At 59.7% G+C, this 15,689-nt stretch carries 15 protein-coding genes and 1 riboswitch; of the genes, 12 read left to right on the top strand and 3 right to left on the bottom strand.

The window, feature by feature from the left end:
• Positions 1 to 222 precede the first annotated feature (222 nt).
• From FOI68_RS05800 to FOI68_RS05820, 5 genes are all read left to right on the top strand, one after another.
• Complete coding sequence (locus tag FOI68_RS05800; RefSeq protein ID WP_029098620.1) at positions 223 to 624, top strand: Imm1 family immunity protein; 402 nt, start codon at positions 223 to 225, stop codon at positions 622 to 624.
• Between the two features lie 31 nt (positions 625 to 655).
• Complete coding sequence (locus FOI68_RS05805; protein ID WP_143862594.1) at positions 656 to 1,594, top strand: AEC family transporter; 939 nt, start codon at positions 656 to 658, stop codon at positions 1,592 to 1,594.
• A gap of 104 nt (positions 1,595 to 1,698) precedes the next feature.
• Positions 1,699 to 2,487, top strand: a complete 789-nt coding sequence (locus FOI68_RS05810) for a stalk domain-containing protein (RefSeq protein WP_143862595.1) — start codon at positions 1,699 to 1,701, stop codon at positions 2,485 to 2,487.
• Between the two features lie 429 nt (positions 2,488 to 2,916).
• Positions 2,917 to 4,890 carry a ribosomal protection-like ABC-F family protein gene (abc-f, locus tag FOI68_RS05815; RefSeq protein ID WP_143862596.1) on the top strand — a complete coding sequence of 658 codons (1,974 nt, stop codon included), beginning with the start codon at positions 2,917 to 2,919 and terminating at the stop codon, positions 4,888 to 4,890.
• Between the two features lie 83 nt (positions 4,891 to 4,973).
• Positions 4,974 to 5,061, top strand: a riboswitch (cyclic di-GMP riboswitch).
• 225 nt (positions 5,062 to 5,286) lie between these two features.
• On the top strand, positions 5,287 to 6,966 hold the full coding sequence (locus FOI68_RS05820) for a methyl-accepting chemotaxis protein (RefSeq protein ID WP_255433376.1): 1,680 nt from the start codon (positions 5,287 to 5,289) through the stop codon (positions 6,964 to 6,966).
• 147 nt (positions 6,967 to 7,113) lie between these two features.
• Here the strand turns inward: FOI68_RS05820 and FOI68_RS05825 are convergent, their stop codons facing one another.
• Positions 7,114 to 8,283 (bottom strand): MFS transporter, encoded by a 1,170-nt coding sequence (locus FOI68_RS05825; protein ID WP_143862597.1) that lies wholly within the window; start codon positions 8,281 to 8,283, stop codon positions 7,114 to 7,116.
• A gap of 172 nt (positions 8,284 to 8,455) precedes the next feature.
• Between FOI68_RS05825 and FOI68_RS05830 the strand changes: the two genes are divergently transcribed.
• The 6 genes from FOI68_RS05830 to FOI68_RS05855 all read left to right on the top strand — a co-directional run bounded on the left by FOI68_RS05830 (position 8,456) and on the right by FOI68_RS05855 (position 12,656).
• Positions 8,456 to 8,854 (top strand): hypothetical protein, encoded by a 399-nt coding sequence (locus FOI68_RS05830; protein WP_035299790.1) that lies wholly within the window; start codon positions 8,456 to 8,458, stop codon positions 8,852 to 8,854.
• The gene (locus FOI68_RS05835) at positions 8,851 to 9,045 is read left to right on the top strand and encodes a YqgQ family protein (protein ID WP_029098627.1); all 195 of its coding nucleotides are present in this window, start codon (positions 8,851 to 8,853) and stop codon (positions 9,043 to 9,045) included. Before FOI68_RS05830 ends, FOI68_RS05835 begins: the two co-directional genes overlap by 4 nt.
• Before the next feature lie 185 nt (positions 9,046 to 9,230).
• Positions 9,231 to 9,854 (top strand): class I SAM-dependent methyltransferase, encoded by a 624-nt coding sequence (locus FOI68_RS05840; protein WP_338010430.1) that lies wholly within the window; start codon positions 9,231 to 9,233, stop codon positions 9,852 to 9,854.
• Positions 9,844 to 10,503 (top strand): DedA family protein, encoded by a 660-nt coding sequence (locus tag FOI68_RS05845; RefSeq protein WP_081656472.1) that lies wholly within the window; start codon positions 9,844 to 9,846, stop codon positions 10,501 to 10,503. Before FOI68_RS05840 ends, FOI68_RS05845 begins: the two co-directional genes overlap by 11 nt.
• Positions 10,466 to 11,173, top strand: a complete 708-nt coding sequence (locus FOI68_RS05850; RefSeq protein WP_065067046.1) for a response regulator transcription factor — start codon at positions 10,466 to 10,468, stop codon at positions 11,171 to 11,173. The genes FOI68_RS05845 and FOI68_RS05850 overlap by 38 nt, the downstream gene beginning before the upstream one ends.
• A complete protein-coding gene (locus FOI68_RS05855; RefSeq protein WP_143862598.1) occupies positions 11,157 to 12,656 on the top strand; it encodes a sensor histidine kinase in 1,500 nt (499 codons plus the stop codon). The genes FOI68_RS05850 and FOI68_RS05855 overlap by 17 nt, the downstream gene beginning before the upstream one ends.
• Before the next feature lie 28 nt (positions 12,657 to 12,684).
• Here the strand turns inward: FOI68_RS05855 and FOI68_RS05860 are convergent, their stop codons facing one another.
• Entirely contained in the window at positions 12,685 to 13,131 is a 447-nt protein-coding gene (locus tag FOI68_RS05860) for an NUDIX hydrolase (protein ID WP_029098631.1), read from the bottom strand.
• Between the two features lie 134 nt (positions 13,132 to 13,265).
• A complete protein-coding gene (locus FOI68_RS23305) occupies positions 13,266 to 13,430 on the bottom strand; it encodes a hypothetical protein (protein ID WP_176703266.1) in 165 nt (54 codons plus the stop codon).
• A 106-nt stretch (positions 13,431 to 13,536) separates the two neighbouring features.
• Here FOI68_RS23305 and tkt point away from each other — a divergent pair, with 106 nt between their 5' ends.
• A complete protein-coding gene (gene tkt / locus FOI68_RS05865) occupies positions 13,537 to 15,543 on the top strand; it encodes a transketolase (RefSeq protein ID WP_029098632.1) in 2,007 nt (668 codons plus the stop codon).
• The last annotated feature ends 146 nt before the right edge of the window (positions 15,544 to 15,689 follow it).

Here is a 15,689-nt window from a genome sequence, read left to right on the forward strand (position 1 = left end):
GATGTCTGTGTGACCACAATGGCTCGGCCAGGCGCCGCCCGGCGGTGAAGTTCGTGGTTGAGTCTGCACACGAAGAGGCGTACAATAGGAACGAAGCTGAAAGAGCCCCCCTTTCCCGGAAAGCGGGGGCTGATTCTTCTGGCATCATCGCATCATCGAAAAACGGACCTCCGGCGGCGCTCGTGGCGATATGGCGCCGGAGAGAAAAAAGGAGATTTCACGATGCTGAACGACTGGCGCATGTATACGGACGAAACCGGTACGGAGCAAAACCACACGGCCTGGCACGAGGTGCTGAAGGCGATCGCCCAACTGGACGGAACGACCCGGACGCTGGTGCACGCCGCGTACGGCGACCACGTGGATCTGGTGGTGGCCGGCGGGAATCAGGGACTCGTCCTGGTCCAGTGGAAAGAACACGAGCCGGTCGAGCGCCATTACGTGCTGGCGCAGGACAAGCCGCCGGCCGTCATGACGACACTGACGATCGAGGGCAGCGAGGTGGCTTTTCCCGCCGCCTGGTGCGTACCGCTGGAACAGGCGATTCCCGTCTGCGGCGACATTTTGCGCACCTGCGAAAAAGGGGAACCGAACGGCCTCTCCTGGCAGCCGGTGGAGATGTAGAACCGGGAAGAGGCACCGGAGGTCGTCGAAGATGGAAATAAACACGCTCATCCAATCGATCCTGGTGATGGCGGCGATCATCGGCATCGGTGCGGCGATCGGCTGCCGACAGCCGCTCGCGGCCGATTCCCGCCAGCTCCTGATCACAATCATCGTCAATGTGGCGATGCCCTGCATCATTTTGGACGGGGTATTTCAAACGCCGATTGACGACCGCCTCATGCTGCAAATTTTCGCAATATTCGCTGTTTCCGTGCTATTGAATTGTCTCGGCATTCTGATCGGCTGGCTGGGGGCGCGGACGCTGCCGCTGTCTGCCAAAAAGCGGCGTGAACTGGCTATTCTCTCCGGCTTGGGCAATACTGGATTTATCGGCCTTCCGCTGTGCGCCGCCCTGTTCGGGCCGAAAGGGGCGGTGCTCGCCGCCGTCTTTGACGCCGGGCTTGATTTTGTCATGTGGACCGTGGCGGTGATGATGCTGCAGGAGAAAGGGACCTTCTCGCTAAAGGGACTGAAAGCGATGGTCAACATTCCGATGATCGCCATCGTCGCCGGTCTCGGCTTCGCGATGTCCGGCCTGACGCCGCCGGAACCGGTGAAGCAGTTGGCCGCCGCGCTGGCCCGGCTGGCTTCGCCGCTGGCGATGCTGTACATCGGCATGCTGCTGCCGCTCCTCTTGCGCAGCAAGCCGCAGGTGTCCCTGCCGCTGTTGGGCGTGCCGATCACGTTCAAGCTGTTTGTGTTGCCGCTCTCGGCGGCGCTGCTGTTGTCCGTGCTGCATGTGGACGCGGAGATTACCCGCGTCGCGGTCGTCCAGGTGGCCATGCCGACGGTGGCGATGGCGTCCATCCTGTTCGCCCGGTACGCGGCCGATGAGGAGATGGGCGCAATGACGACGGTCTTTTCCACGCTGCTCGCGCTCTTGACGATTCCCGCCGTGCTGATGGTGGGCAGTTTGTTGATCCGCTGACCGCGGTCGGATCGGTTTTGGATTATCATGAAACATTTCCCATCTCCATGCAGTCATACAAGGTGAACAGCAATACAGGATGTAACAGATTGGAGGAATTGCGCATGAAATGGAAGAAGGCTGTGGCCTGCGCCGTCGGGCTGCAACTGCTCCTCGCCATTCCGGCCGGGGCTGCCGTGAACGCCAAGATCACGGTGAACGGGCACGCCGCGCAGTGGAAGCACGAGGCCATTACCGTGAACCAGCGGACCTACGCGGCCGCGGCGGATGTGAGCGGGATTCTGCAAGCCGCCTGGCAGGTGGAGGGCGATACAGGGGTGCTGACGCTGCCGTCGAACAGGACACTTGCTTTCAAGCTGAACACCGACGAGGCGGCCGTCGACGGGAAGTGGACCACGATCGAGCACGGAGCCCGGCAGTACAACGGCACCGTCTATCTGCCGCTCCGCTGGGTGATCGAACAGGCGGGGCTTTCGATCCGTTGGAACCCAAGCACGAAGGAGGTGGATATCGTGAAGCCGAAAGGAGACGATGATGCGTTCAAGGTGCTCGAGAACGCGCTTTTGAGCGCAGAGGAAAAAGCGTTTGTCCAGAAGGTGAAGGAGCAGCGGGGCGTACACAAGCTGGGCAGCCTGTACGTGATCGCCCTCGGCCAGGCGCCCAATCCCGGTTACGGATTGAAGGTGACCGGTACGGAGTGGAGCCTGGAACAGCTCAAGGTGTACGTCAAGCAGACCAAGCCGGACCCGGGCAGGATCTACGCCCAGGTGATCACCTACCCGTATCTGATCGCCCGGGCGAAACTGCCGCCGAACACGACCGTCCAGTTTTACGATGCCGATACGAAACAGCCGCTGTTTCAACAGCAGAAGAACAGCCAGCCGGGCCGATGAGGGCCTGGCTTTTTGTTGCCTTTCCCACCCGGATGCTGTAAAGTAATAAGATAGAAAAGATTGGTACGATCATCCTGGGGAAGGAGGTGCAGGTACGTGTTTGGTGCCGTTCAAGCGTGGTTTGTGGTAGAAGTTACCAGCATGACGCATGAGGGAATCCGCCAAGGGGGTAGTCTGCCCTTTTTTGGTCATACAATTGAGCGGAATCAACCAAGGCGTACCATGCATCGATAACCCATCGACTGTCCGATTGCGCGACGATGCCGCAGGTGTAGGCCTGCGGCTTTTTTGCGTCCAAAAAAGGCCGGCCGGAGAGCGTGCTGCCTGGAGCAGGAGGCGTTTCCAACGTTTCCGGGCGGGAGCGGGCCCGCTTGGCCGGACCTGTCTGTCGGGCAGGGCGGTGGCACAACCCCAAGGAGGCGTTTTTCCATGATCATCATCGCGACCCAACACGTGCAAAAGTCGTACGGAGCGGACCCCGTGCTGCGGGATGTCACGCTGGAGATCAAGGCGGGCGAGCGGGTCGGCATCGTCGGACCGAACGGCGCGGGCAAAACCACGCTGTTCAAGCTGCTGGCCGGTCTGGAGCAGCCCGACACGGGAGAGGTGTTCCGGGCGAAGGGCATCCGCTGGGCCTACCTTCCGCAGACGCCGCAGTACCCGCCGGAATGGACGGCGCGGGACGTGATCGCCAGCGCCTTTGGCGACGTCCTGGCGATACAGGAAGAGATGCGCTCACTGGAGCGGGAGATGAGCTGCGTCGGTGAAGCGGACCGAGAGCTGGAGCGGCTGATCGGGCGCTACCAGGCGCTGCAGTCCGAGTTTGAGCGGCTGGACGGCTATCAGTGGGAAGCCCGCATGGCACAGGTGACGGACGGCCTGGGCCTCTCCGAGGGATTTCTGTCCACGCCCTTTGCGCGGTTGAGCGGAGGGGAGCAGACCAAGACGGGACTGGCCAAACTGCTCTGCCAGCAGAGTGACGTTCTTCTCCTGGATGAGCCGACCAACCATCTCGACCTGGAGGCGATGGAGTGGCTGGAGGGGTTTTTGCGCGACTATCCGGGAACGGTGCTGTTGATCTCGCACGACCGCTGCTTTCTGGACGCGGTGGTCAGTTCCATCTACCACCTCGACGGAGGCGTGGCGGAACACTACATCGGCAATTACAGCGCTTTCGTCAAAGAGCGGGAGGAGCGGCTGCTGCGCCAGTTTGCCGAGTACCAGGAGCAGCAGAAAAAGATCAAAAAGATGCAGGAAGCGATCAAACGGCTGAAGGAGTGGGGCAACCGTTCCAATCCGCCCAACGAGGCGTTTCACCGCCGGGCGAAAAGCATGGAAAAGGCGCTGGACCGTCTGGAGCGGATCGAACGGCCCCGTCTGGAAGCGGAGCGGATGGGCCTTGCGTTTCATAAGGCGGAGCGGAGCGGCGAAGAGGTGCTGGTCGCGGAGGGCGTGAGCAAGTCGTTCGGGGAGAAGCGGCTGTTTGACGGCGCCTCCCTTCTGCTGCGCTACGGCGAGCGAAAAGCGCTCCTCGGCCCTAACGGCTGCGGCAAGTCGACGTGGATTAAGATGATGGTGGGTGAGCTTCCGCCTGACGAGGGAGCGGTGCGGATCGGAAGCAGAGTCAAGCTCGGCTATCTCTCCCAGCGGGCGCTGGAGGGGGACCAGGAGCGGCGGGTGATCGACGTGTTTCGGGAGACGGCGGCCGTCTCCGAGGCGGAAGCGCGTCACCGGCTGGCCAAGTTTTTGTTTTACGGCGAACAGGTGTTCAAGCGGATCGGCCAGTTGAGCGGCGGGGAGCGGATGCGCCTGCGGCTGGCGCAGTTGATGCACCAGGACGTCAACCTGCTGGTGCTGGACGAGCCGACCAACCACCTGGACATTGAGGCGCGTGAAACGCTGGAGGAGGCGCTGGCCGGCTTTCAGGGATCGCTGCTCATCGTCTCCCACGACCGGTACTTTTTGCAAAAGATGGTGGACGGCGTCTACTGGGTGGAAAACGGCCGGCTGGTCCACGACGAGGGAACCTTTGAAGAGGCGTGGGAAAAACGAAGACAGCGGCGCAGCGGGGCTGGCAGCCGGACGGCGGAGAACACGCGGAAAGCGGGGGAGCCGCTGCAAAGCGAAAAGCGGCCGCATGCCGAAACGATGCCGCACACGATGAAACCGGCCGGTTCCGGCCCGGATGCGGCCAGCTCCCGCAAGCGGCCCAACCCGTACAAGCTGGCGGAACTGGAGCGGGCGATCGCCGAGCGGGAAGCCCGGCGGGATGAGGTGATGGCCCTGCTGTCCGGCGGCGAGACGGACTACCGGAAACTGATCGGCTGGCAGCAGGAGCTGGAGCGGTTGACGGAGGAGATCGACGCCCTGTACCGCGAGTGGATGGAGCGGCAGGAGAGCTAGCCGGGAGAGCAGGCAGGAGAAAATGTGTCCCCCTTGACGGGACGCAACGGTATAAGTTACCATTATATCGACAATTGATATATTTTGGAAAAAGGCAAACCTATTGAAAAGTAGGGACGCAAAGCTAAGGGCCTAAGGTAACTTCGTTTACTATGGCAGCCGGTTGCCAATCTGTTTTTTTTAAGCCTTCTTGCCCTTTTAGCAGGAAGGCTTTTTTGTTTTTTGGCAGAAAAAGGGGGTGAGACCCGAATTTGGCAGGGATTGACGAGAGTCAAGGATGAGTGGCAACCGTAATCATGAAATCTGGAGGTCTGAAAAGTGGCAGCAAGACATGCAGTTGACAATGAGCAAGTTCATCATGCAATTGTTGTAAAACACAAGAACGTAGCCAAAAATGTGAAAATCACCACATTATTGCTTACATTATTTGTCGTCACATTGGTTTCCGTCGGATATCTTTCCTTCACCGCCTTGAACAACATGGCAGCGTTCAGCCAGGACATGGACGATCTGTACGAGAAAAACATGCTCAAATCCCTTGCACTGAAGCAGTTTGAAACGGACTTTTACAGCATCAGGCTTGAATCCGCAAAACTGTTGTTTGCCAATCGCTATGATCAAAATGTGGTACAGTCGATCGAAACCCAAAAGTCCAGCGCAGGCAGCATCCTCCACGTTCGGAATCATGAGATGAGCGAGGAACAGAGGGCCATTATTGACGAAATCGACAGGAATTATACCCGTTATCTGGAAGCAGTGGACTCGTTTATCGGCAGATTGAAGTCCAACGTGGCAACGACGGAAGAAGAGAGAGCCCAACTCACCCAGTATGCTGACGCTGTTCAAACCAATATCAACAAACTGGTGACCTTGCAGGCGGATGAGGCGAAACAAGTGGTGAATCAAGCCGACGGGGAATACCAGCAGGCGAAAAACCTGTTTATTGGATTTGCTGTCGGAATCGCCGTGATCGTTGGTGGCCTGACGCTGCTCCTGACAACACTGATGAAAGGCTCCATGGCTCAGATCAACAGCGTCCTGGCAAGGCTCTCGGCATATGACTTCACCGTTTCGCTGGAAGCGGAAGGCAAAAACGAATTTGCCCAGATGAACAGGTCGTTGGTAGTGGTCATCGACAACATGAAAAAAGCATTGACAGAGGTAAAGAGCAATTCGCATGAAGTGACGGATCATTCCCGAAACCTGGCGGCTGTTTCGGAGGAAATGTCGGCATCCTATCAGGAGCTTGCTGCGACCATGCAGCACGTAGCAGCGGGAGCGGCCACTCAGGCCCAGGATTTGTCCGAGATTGTCGGGGCTCTGTCGCAGTTGACCAGCAACATCGAACATGTGTATCAGGAACTGCAAAACGTCAAGGACGAAACCGAAACGGCTGAGAACAAAGCCCATATCGGAAAAGAAGAAATGGATAAGCTGGTCACCTCCATGGAGGAGATCAAACAAGCCATTGGAGTCGTTGTCAAGAAAGTGGGGATTCTGACCGACTCGGTCAAGGAGATCAGCGGCATTACCGATATCATTTCCGGCATATCGGACCAGACCAACCTGCTGGCGTTGAATGCGGCCATTGAAGCGGCAAGAGCGGGAGAAGCAGGCAGAGGGTTTGCGGTGGTGGCGGAAGAAGTCAGAAAACTGGCGGAAGAGTCCAGGCAGCATACCAATACCATTCTCCAGTTGGTCGAATCGATCCACAACGATACGGATGAAGTGATCAAAACGTCCCAGAACGTGGAAGCCTCCGTCATGGAGCAGGTGACATCGGTGGAAAATACGGTAAAATCCTTTGCGGATATCCTGGCTTCCGTCGAAAACATCGCCCCTCTGATGAAGAAGACGTACATGGCCATGGACGAGATCGTGAAGTTCAAGGATATCGTGATGGAACGGGTGGAGCAGGTAAGCGCCGTTACAGAGGAAAACTCGGCGACCACGGAAGAAGTCGCAGCCTCTTCCGAAGAACTGACCGCATCGTCGGAAGAAGTGGCGTCCACCGCTCAACAATTAAGTGAAATCGCCACGGGCTTGATGGAAACGGTAAACAGGTTTAAAGTGTAGCTTTCTTCCTGAAACGAAAGGGAGTGTGTCGATTACGATTCCCGTATCGATGCACTCCCTTTTGTCATGGAGCGGGGAAGCCCCGGTCAAGCCCGGGCCTTCCCCGTTTTCCCCCGGGCGTTCGATTACGAAAGGATGGTGGGCATCCTACGCTTGGGCGCTGGGCTCCGGCAGCCTGCGGTAGCGGGCGCGGAACAAGACCAGCATGACGACCATCAATACGCCGCCGACGATGAACGGACCGCTTTGGTACCATCCGTAGACGGCGCCGCCGGCCAGCGGACCGAGGATGCGTCCAAGGCTGTCCATGGAGCTGATCGTTCCGCTGGTGACGCCCTGGCCCTGGGTGGTCCGCTGCGTAATCATCGCCGTTCCGGTGGCGCGGATCATGCCCTGCCCCGCTCCGAACAGGGAGAGCGTGAGCGCCAGCGTCCAAAAATTGGCGGCCAGCGGGATGGCAAAGAAACCGATGCCGTACAGGATCAGGCCGATGGTCAGGACGAGCGGTTCGCCCATCCGCTTCACCATTTTGCCGATCAGTCCCCCTTGGACGAAGGCGGAGATGATCCCCATGACGAGAAACATGTAGCCGAGGTCTTTCGATGAGTAACCGTACAAATCGTTTATGTAGAGGGCAAATGTCGTCTCCAGGCCGGAAAAGGCAAACGAGACGATGAACATGATGCCGTACAGGAGCGAGAGCGGTCCAAACAGGGCGGCCAGCGGATTGCCCCGCTTGTCCCGGGAACTGCCCGTCCGCTTCTCTCGCGGCAGGCTTTCCGGCAGCGCAAACAGAATGATCAGAAACGTCAACAGCGCCACCCCGCCCGAGACGAAAAACGGAACGGCAAAGCCCCACCCGCTCAACAGGCCGCCGAGGACGGGACCAAACACGAAGCTGAGGCCGACTCCGGCGCCGATCACGCCCATTCCCTTCGCCCGTTCTTCGGGCGGAAACAGGTCGGCCACCATCGCCGTGACCGTCGGCATCGCGGCGGCGGAGACAATCCCGCCGATGATGCGGTAAGCCAGCATCGCGGCATAGCTCTCGGCCAGGCCAAACAGGATAAAGGTGACGGAAAATCCGAACAAGCCAAAGGCGATCAGCGGTTTTCGGCCGATCCGGTCGGACAGCATGCCCCAGATGGGGGCGAACAAGAGCTGCATGATGTTGTAGCTGGCAAACAGAATGCCGATCTGCAGCGAAGAGGCGCCGACGTTTTCGGCGAAATACGGGAGAATCGGTATGATGATGCCAAAGCCCAACATGGTGAGGAAGGCGACCAGGAACAGGAGGGCAAGGTACTTCTTTTTCACGCGAACCATACCTCTTTCCACACAGTTTGTCATGCTGTTTCCACCTTACGGGATGGTTTTGTCGAAGTCAAGCGATTCACCGGGACGCCGCCCCGCCGGCGTGGTATAATAACAGGAAGTCACACATCGTTTTGAAATCCGCGATGTATCCGCACATGAGGGGTTGTCAATCATGTCTACTGCAATGATCTACTACCTGGCCTGGGAAGAAGACGACTGGCTTGACGAACTGCTAGACCGCTTTCCCGAGCTGAACGCGCTCGTGCCTACGGCCAAAACGTTTCAGATGATACAGGAGCTGCGCCGGACGGGCGAAGTGGAGCGCTGCGTCATCGTCCTCAACGCTGCTGCCGAACAGGAAAAGTGCCATCAGTTTTTACGGCTGCTGGCGGAGGACGAGCAATTGTCCCGCGATCCGCTGTACATCGTCGGGCTGAAACCGGATGAGGAGGCCGCCTGGCAGGAAGCGTACCCGCACGCGAACATTGTCGTCATCACCGGGTTTGCCGTCGAGTTTGACTACGATGCCGTGCTTTCCCGCATGGCGGCCGATTTGGAGGGAGTGCGTTGAAGGAACAGCCGGGCGACTTTGACCTGAGCGCGTTTTTGCAGCGATACGGTCTGTTTATCTACACGGGCGATCCGGAGGGCGACCTCCTTTTGATCGAAGACGAAATCCGTGAACTGTACCAGCTCGGCGTAATCGACAAGGAAGAGATGGTGCAGGCGCTGGCCGCCCTGCGCAAGCGGCGCAAGGCATAGGGGAATCCTTCAGAAAACAGTCTCGTGCAGACTGTTTTTTTCTTATGGAAAAGGGCACACGCTTGAAGGAAGGGCCTCTCTGTCCGATCCCCCCGGCAATCTTCAGAAATTCTTAAGCGTTTCCCTCTCTTTTTGCTAAGGTTTCCGCGATAGGATAGGGACAACAAAGAGAGGGAGTGACAGGAATGATGAAAGGCACGTCTGAACGAATAGGCATGCCGACGCCGGGCCGGGGGCCGATTGCGGACGGGCTGCTGTTTGCCGGCAAGTTTTTGCGCTCGCCCCGGACGGTCGGCAGCATCATGCCCAGCTCCCGCCAGCTTGCCCGGCGGATGCTGGCGCCGATCGACTGGACGACAGCGACGGCGGTGGCGGAGTTGGGGGCGGGGACGGGCGTGTTTACCCGGATGATCCGCGAGCGGAAACAACCCGGCTGCACGGCGCTGATTCTGGAGAAGGACGACGGGATGCGCTGTCAGTTGGCCGCGCGCTATCCGGAGCTGCATGTCGGCGGGGATGCGCGGGAGCTGACCCGGATCATGGAGAGATGCGGCATCAGACAGTTGGACGCGGTGGTGTGCGGGCTGCCGTTTGCCAATTTTCCGCAGGACCTGCGGGACGCCATCATGGACCAGGTGGAAGCGGCGCTGAAGCCCGGGGGCGTGTTCGTCTGTTTCCAATACTCGCTGCAGATGAGAAAGCAGTTGGCGGCGCGGTTTGGCCGCGTGGAGATCCGCTTTGTGCCGCTCAATGTTCCGTTTGCGTTCGTCTACGTCTGCAGGAAGCGGGGGAATCACGATGCCGGCTGACTTCCTGACGCAGATGGTGGAACAATACGGGTATCTCGCGCTGTTTTTCTCCTTGTGGCTGGGCATTGTCGGCATGCCGATTCCCGACGAAATGATCGTCATGTCGGCTGGGGCCCTGACCGCCCAAGGGTGGCTGGAACCGCTGCCGGCGTTTGCAGCCGTCTATCTGGGCGTCGTCTCCGGATTGTCGCTCGGGTACGTGCTGGGGTATCGCGTAGGTGCGCCGATTCTGCAGTGGGTCGTCCGCAAGTGCAATGGCCGGCGCTATCTGGCCAAAGCGGAGCGGCTGATGGAGCGGTACGGCAGTTGGGCGCTCTGCCTCAGCTACTTCTTTCCGGTCGTGCGCCATCTGGTGCCGTATCTGGTGGGCATCCAGCGCATGCCGCTGCGCCGCTACGCGATGTACACCCTGCCCACCGGATTCGTCTGGACCTTCAACTATTTTTGGGCCGGCCGCCTGTTTGGCCGCCACCTGGACGCGATCGCCCAAGGCGTGCAGACGTACGGCCGGATTACCTTGGCCGCGCTCTTGTGCATCGGTGCGGCGTACTGGCTGATCAGGCAGCGGCGCTGGGCCGTGTCCGTCGAAACAGAAGCAACCACGGGAGGAAATGAGAGTGGAGGAAATCACTGTACTGGTCGTGGATGACGACGAGGAGATCCGCAACCTGATCGCCATTTACCTGCAAAACGAGGGGTACCGCGTGCTGAAGGCGGCCGACGGCTTGGAAGCGCTGGAGGTCCTGAAGCAAAACGAGGTGCACCTGCTCGTCCTGGACATCATGATGCCGCGGCTGGACGGCATTCAGGCCTGTCTGAAAATCCGCGAAGAACAGCACATGCCGATCATCATGCTCTCCGCCAAATCGCAGGACATGGACAAGATCTACGGCCTCAGCACCGGAGCGGACGACTACATGACCAAGCCGTTCAACCCGTTGGAGCTGGTGGCCCGCGTCAAGTCGCAGCTGCGGCGATACCTGCGGCTCAATCAGGGATACACGGCCCGGGAAGACGAGATCGAGATCGGCGATTTGACGATCAACACGGCGACGCGCGAGGTGAAAGTGAACGGCCGGGACGTGAAGCTGACGCCGACCGAATTTGCCATTCTGGAGCTCTTGGCCCGCAATCGGGGCGTCGTATTCAGCACGGAACAGATCTACGAGCGGGTGTGGAAGGAGCCGTTTTGCCAGTCGGACAACACGGTGATGGTTCACATCCGGAAAATTCGCGAAAAGATTGAGGAAGACACGCGCAAGCCGCGATACATCAAGACCGTGTGGGGAGTGGGGTATAAAATTGAGAGCGTTGTTTAGATGGCTGTCGCCGTTTTACGTGACTCGCCGCCTGTACCGCTGGACGATGACAGTCGTTCGGCGCGCCGTGGAACACTTTCGGCGGAGCCTGCGCCTGCAGTTGATCACCACCTTCGTTTTTTGCCTGCTGGCTGCCCTCCTGGCGGCGAGCCTCGCCCACGAGATGACCGAGAAGCTGTATTTGCGGCCGTACGTCGACTACAGCCAAAGCATGGAGCGGATGGACTGGGATACAAGGCGGCTGGCCTCCATAATCCGGGAGCAGAAGGTAACGGACAAAGCGGCCCTGCAGCAGATGATGAACAACTTCGAGCAGGATGTCGGGCTGCGGATGCTTTTGGTCAACCTGGACGGCAAGGTGGTGCTCAAGTCCGCCAAGGCGACGGAGAGCCAGGTCGATTTGTACAGCGTCATCAGCAGGGCGATGGAGCTGCGCCTTGATCGCGACCGGTACCGTCCCCAAGAGTTTGTCGCCTTTTACCCGGTGGAGCTGGCCGGACAAAAAGGCTACCTGATCGCCCGCGGCATGCCGGAGGCGAGCATCCGCTATGAGAGCACCGGCGTCAACATGATTGCTCTGCCCGTGTTTTTGATCGTCTTATTTTATCTGTTTTACCGATTTACCAAGCGGAAAACAGGCTATATCGAGGAATTGGCCGACAGCCTGCTCGTCATCTCGCAGGGCAAGCTGGATCACCGCGTCGAGGTGCGGGGCGAAGACGAACTGGGCTCGCTTGCCCGCAACATCAACCGGATGGCGGAGGAACTGCAGGCGAACATCGAACGGGAGCGGCAGGCGGAGAAGACCAAAAACGAACTGATCACCAACGTCTCGCACGATTTGCGCACGCCGCTCACCTCGGTGCTCGGCTACCTGCGGCTGCTGAAAGACCATCCCGCCGGAGGACCGGATCAGCAGGAGTACACGCGGATCGCCTATGAGAAGGCGGAACATCTGAAGCGGCTGGTGGAGGATTTGTTCGAATACACCACGCTCAGTGGCCAAGGAGTCCAGCTCTACCGGCAGACCATCAGCATGAACGAACTGGTGGAGCAGTTGGTGGAGGAGTACGTGCCGCTGGCGGAAGAACAGCAGCTCAGCTTTTGCAAATCGCTGCCCGACGAACGGCTGTACGTCAGCGTGGACCCGGAAAAGTTCGTGCGCGTGCTGGAGAACCTGTTCAGCAACGCGATCAAGTACGGCAAAAAACCGGGCAGCATCGACGTGACGCTCGCCCGCGAGGCAGGCGGCATCCGCTTGTCGGTGGCCAACAGGGCGGACGAGATGGCCCCGGAGGCGCTGAACCGACTGTTTGAACGCTTTTACCGGGTGGAGCAGTCCCGCTCGCGCAAGACAGGCGGCTCCGGGCTGGGGCTGGCGATCGTCAAGAGCATCGTCGAACTGCACGGCGGCCGCATCCAGGCGGACTACCGCGACGGCGTTCTGTCGTTTCACATCTGGCTGCCGGCCCCCCGTTCATGACGGGCAAGGCCCGGACAGGAGCGCCCTCTCAGCCGCGCTTGTCCCATCCGAAGCTGTCGAACCACTTGCCCGAGCGGTAGTTGTGAATCGCCTGACGGACGTACGGGATCACGTTGGCGGGCAGGTCGTCCACGTCGCACCAGCGCAGTTCGTCGCATTTCTCCGGTTCGGCGTTGACGATCTCACCTGTCCACGTGCGGGCGGTGAGAAAGAAGTCGATCCGCTCGTCCGTCGATTTTCGGTGCATCACGCCGACCACTTCCAGATCGGCCGGGTCGATGTCGATGCCGCATTCCTCTTTCGCTTCCCGAATGGCCGCTGCCTTCACTTCTTCTCCGCCGTCCAGATGGCCGGCCGGGACGCTGTAGCTGCCGTCTTCGTAGCCCGTATTGAAGCGGCGCAGCAGCAGCAGCTCGTTTCCCCGCCGGAGAAACAGGTGGACGGCGGCGGGCATGGTGAACCGTTCTGTGCTCATGCAAACCTCCAACGTTTATACGACATGGTTGCAAACATTCTTATTATTCCGCCAAGTTTTCCCATCTGTCAACGAACAGCAAGCGGCCGGATCGCTTGCTGCAGGATCCGGCCGAGCTGTTGACGAAACCGCTGTCACTCCCGCGGCGCCTCTTCCGCAACCCGGTGGTGCTCCGCGCTTTTTTTCCGCAGTTCCTGATCCCGTTTTCGCTGCAGCGGAGAGATGGCCATGGCGTAAAACAGCATGCCGAAACCGGCCAGTCCCAACACAATGCCGATGATCAGATACAGGGTCGACATGAACCGGACCACCTCCTTTTTCCGCCGCGGACATGATTGTACTGCCGAACTGTGCTATAATTGGTTCGTCGTTTACCCGTAAAAAAACGCAGGGAGGATTTGCTTGATGACTCAGCACACGTCTGTCGATCAACTGGCGATCAACACGATCCGCACGCTGGCCATTGACGCTATCGAAAAAGCCAACTCCGGCCATCCGGGCATGCCGATGGGAGCGGCACCGATGGCGCATGTTTTGTGGAGCCGTTTCATGAAGGTAAACCCGCGCAATCCGCAATGGATCGACCGGGACCGCTTCGTGCTGTCTGCGGGACATGGTTCAATGCTATTATACGCCATGCTGCACCTGATGAAATACGATGTTTCGTTGGAAGACATACATAACTTCCGCCAATGGGGCAGCAAGACCCCGGGCCATCCGGAGTACGGCCACACTCCCGGCGTGGACGCCACGACCGGTCCGCTGGGTCAGGGGATTGCCATGGCCGTCGGGATGGCGATGGCGGAGAAGCACATGGCGGCTGTCTACAACCGCGACGGCTTTGACATCGTCAACCACTACACCTACGTCATTTGCGGCGACGGCGACCTGATGGAGGGCGTCTCCGGCGAGGCCTCTTCGCTGGCCGGCCACCTGAAGCTGGGCAAGCTGATCGTGCTGTACGATTCCAACGACATTTCGCTTGACGGCGAGCTGTCCCGTTCCTTCTCGGAAAATGTGGCGCAGCGCTACCAGGCGTACGGCTGGCAGTACCTGCGCGTCGAGGACGGCAACGATCTGGCGGCGATCGAGGCGGCGATTGCCGAAGCGAAGCAGGATCTGGATCGCCCGACCCTGATCGAGGTAAAGACGGTGATCGGTTACGGCAGCCCGAACAAAGGGGGCTCCAACGCGGCCCACGGCGCGCCGCTGGGCAAGGAAGAAGTGAAGCTGACCAAGGCCCACTACCAGTGGCCGCATGACGCCGAATTCCACGTCCCGCAGGAAGTGGCCGACTACTACGCCAAACGGGCGGAAGCGGGCGAACAGGCGGAAGCGGCATGGCGCGAACGCTTTGCCGAATACGCCAAGGCGTATCCGGAGCTGGCCCGTCAGTTCCAGACAGCGGCGGACGGTCACCTGCCGGCCGGCTGGGACAGCCAACTGCCGACCTACGAAGCCGGAACCAAGCTGGCCACCCGCGCCGCGTCCGGCCATGCGATCAACGCGCTGGCCAAAACGGTTCCGTTCCTGTTCGGCGGTTCCGCTGACCTGGCTCACTCCAACAACACCGTGATCAAAGAGGCGGGGAACTTCCTGCCGGGCAGCTACGACGGACGAAACATCTGGTTCGGTGTGCGCGAGTTTGCGATGGGGGCCGCCCTCAACGGGATGGCGCTGCACGGCGGGCTGAAGGTATACGGCGGCACGTTCTTCGTCTTTTCCGATTACCTGCGTCCGGCCATCCGCCTGTCCGCGCTGATGAAGCAGCCGGTGATCTACGTCTTCACCCACGACTCGATTGCCGTCGGCGAAGACGGTCCGACGCACGAGCCGATCGAACAGCTCGCTTCGCTGCGGGCGATGCCGGGCCTGACCGTGCTGCGTCCGGCCGACGCCGTGGAGACCAACGAAGCGTGGAAGTACGCCGTCTCCCGCACGGACGAGCCGGTCGCCCTGGTGCTGACGCGTCAAAACCTGCCGGTGCTTACAGAAACGATCGAGAAGGCGGCCGAAGGGGTAAGCAGAGGGGCGTACGTGCTGGCCGACGCGCCGGACGGCAACCCGCAGCTCGTCCTGATCGCCACCGGTTCCGAAGTCTCCCTCTGCATGCAGGCTCGCGAAGCGCTGGCCGCGAAAGGCATCCAGGCGCGCGTCGTCTCCATGCCGAGCTGGGAGCTGTTTGAACGCCAGCCGCAGGAGTACCGCGACGCCGTGATCCCGCCGGCGGTGAAAGCCCGTCTGGCCGTGGAAATGGCCTCTCCGCTGGGCTGGGAGCGCTACGTCGGCGACGGCGGCAAGGTGCTGGGCATCAACCAGTTCGGCGCTTCCGCTCCGGGCGAACGAATCATGAAAGAGTACGGCTTCACCGTGGACAACGTGGTGGCGGAAGCGGAAAAGCTGCTCAAGTAAATATCCTTTTTGCGTGCAAAAGCCTGCTCTCCCTTGGGGAGACAGGCTTTTTCCAGTGACAAACGGGCGCAGATATGGAATCATAGACTGGGGGGCGGACAGAAACTTTTTTGAAAAGGATCCGTCTATATGGTGTGGGAGAGAGA

Source organism: Brevibacillus sp. LEMMJ03 (genome assembly GCF_007197875.1).
In the GTDB taxonomy this organism is placed as follows: domain Bacteria; phylum Bacillota; class Bacilli; order Brevibacillales; family Brevibacillaceae; genus Brevibacillus; species Brevibacillus thermoruber.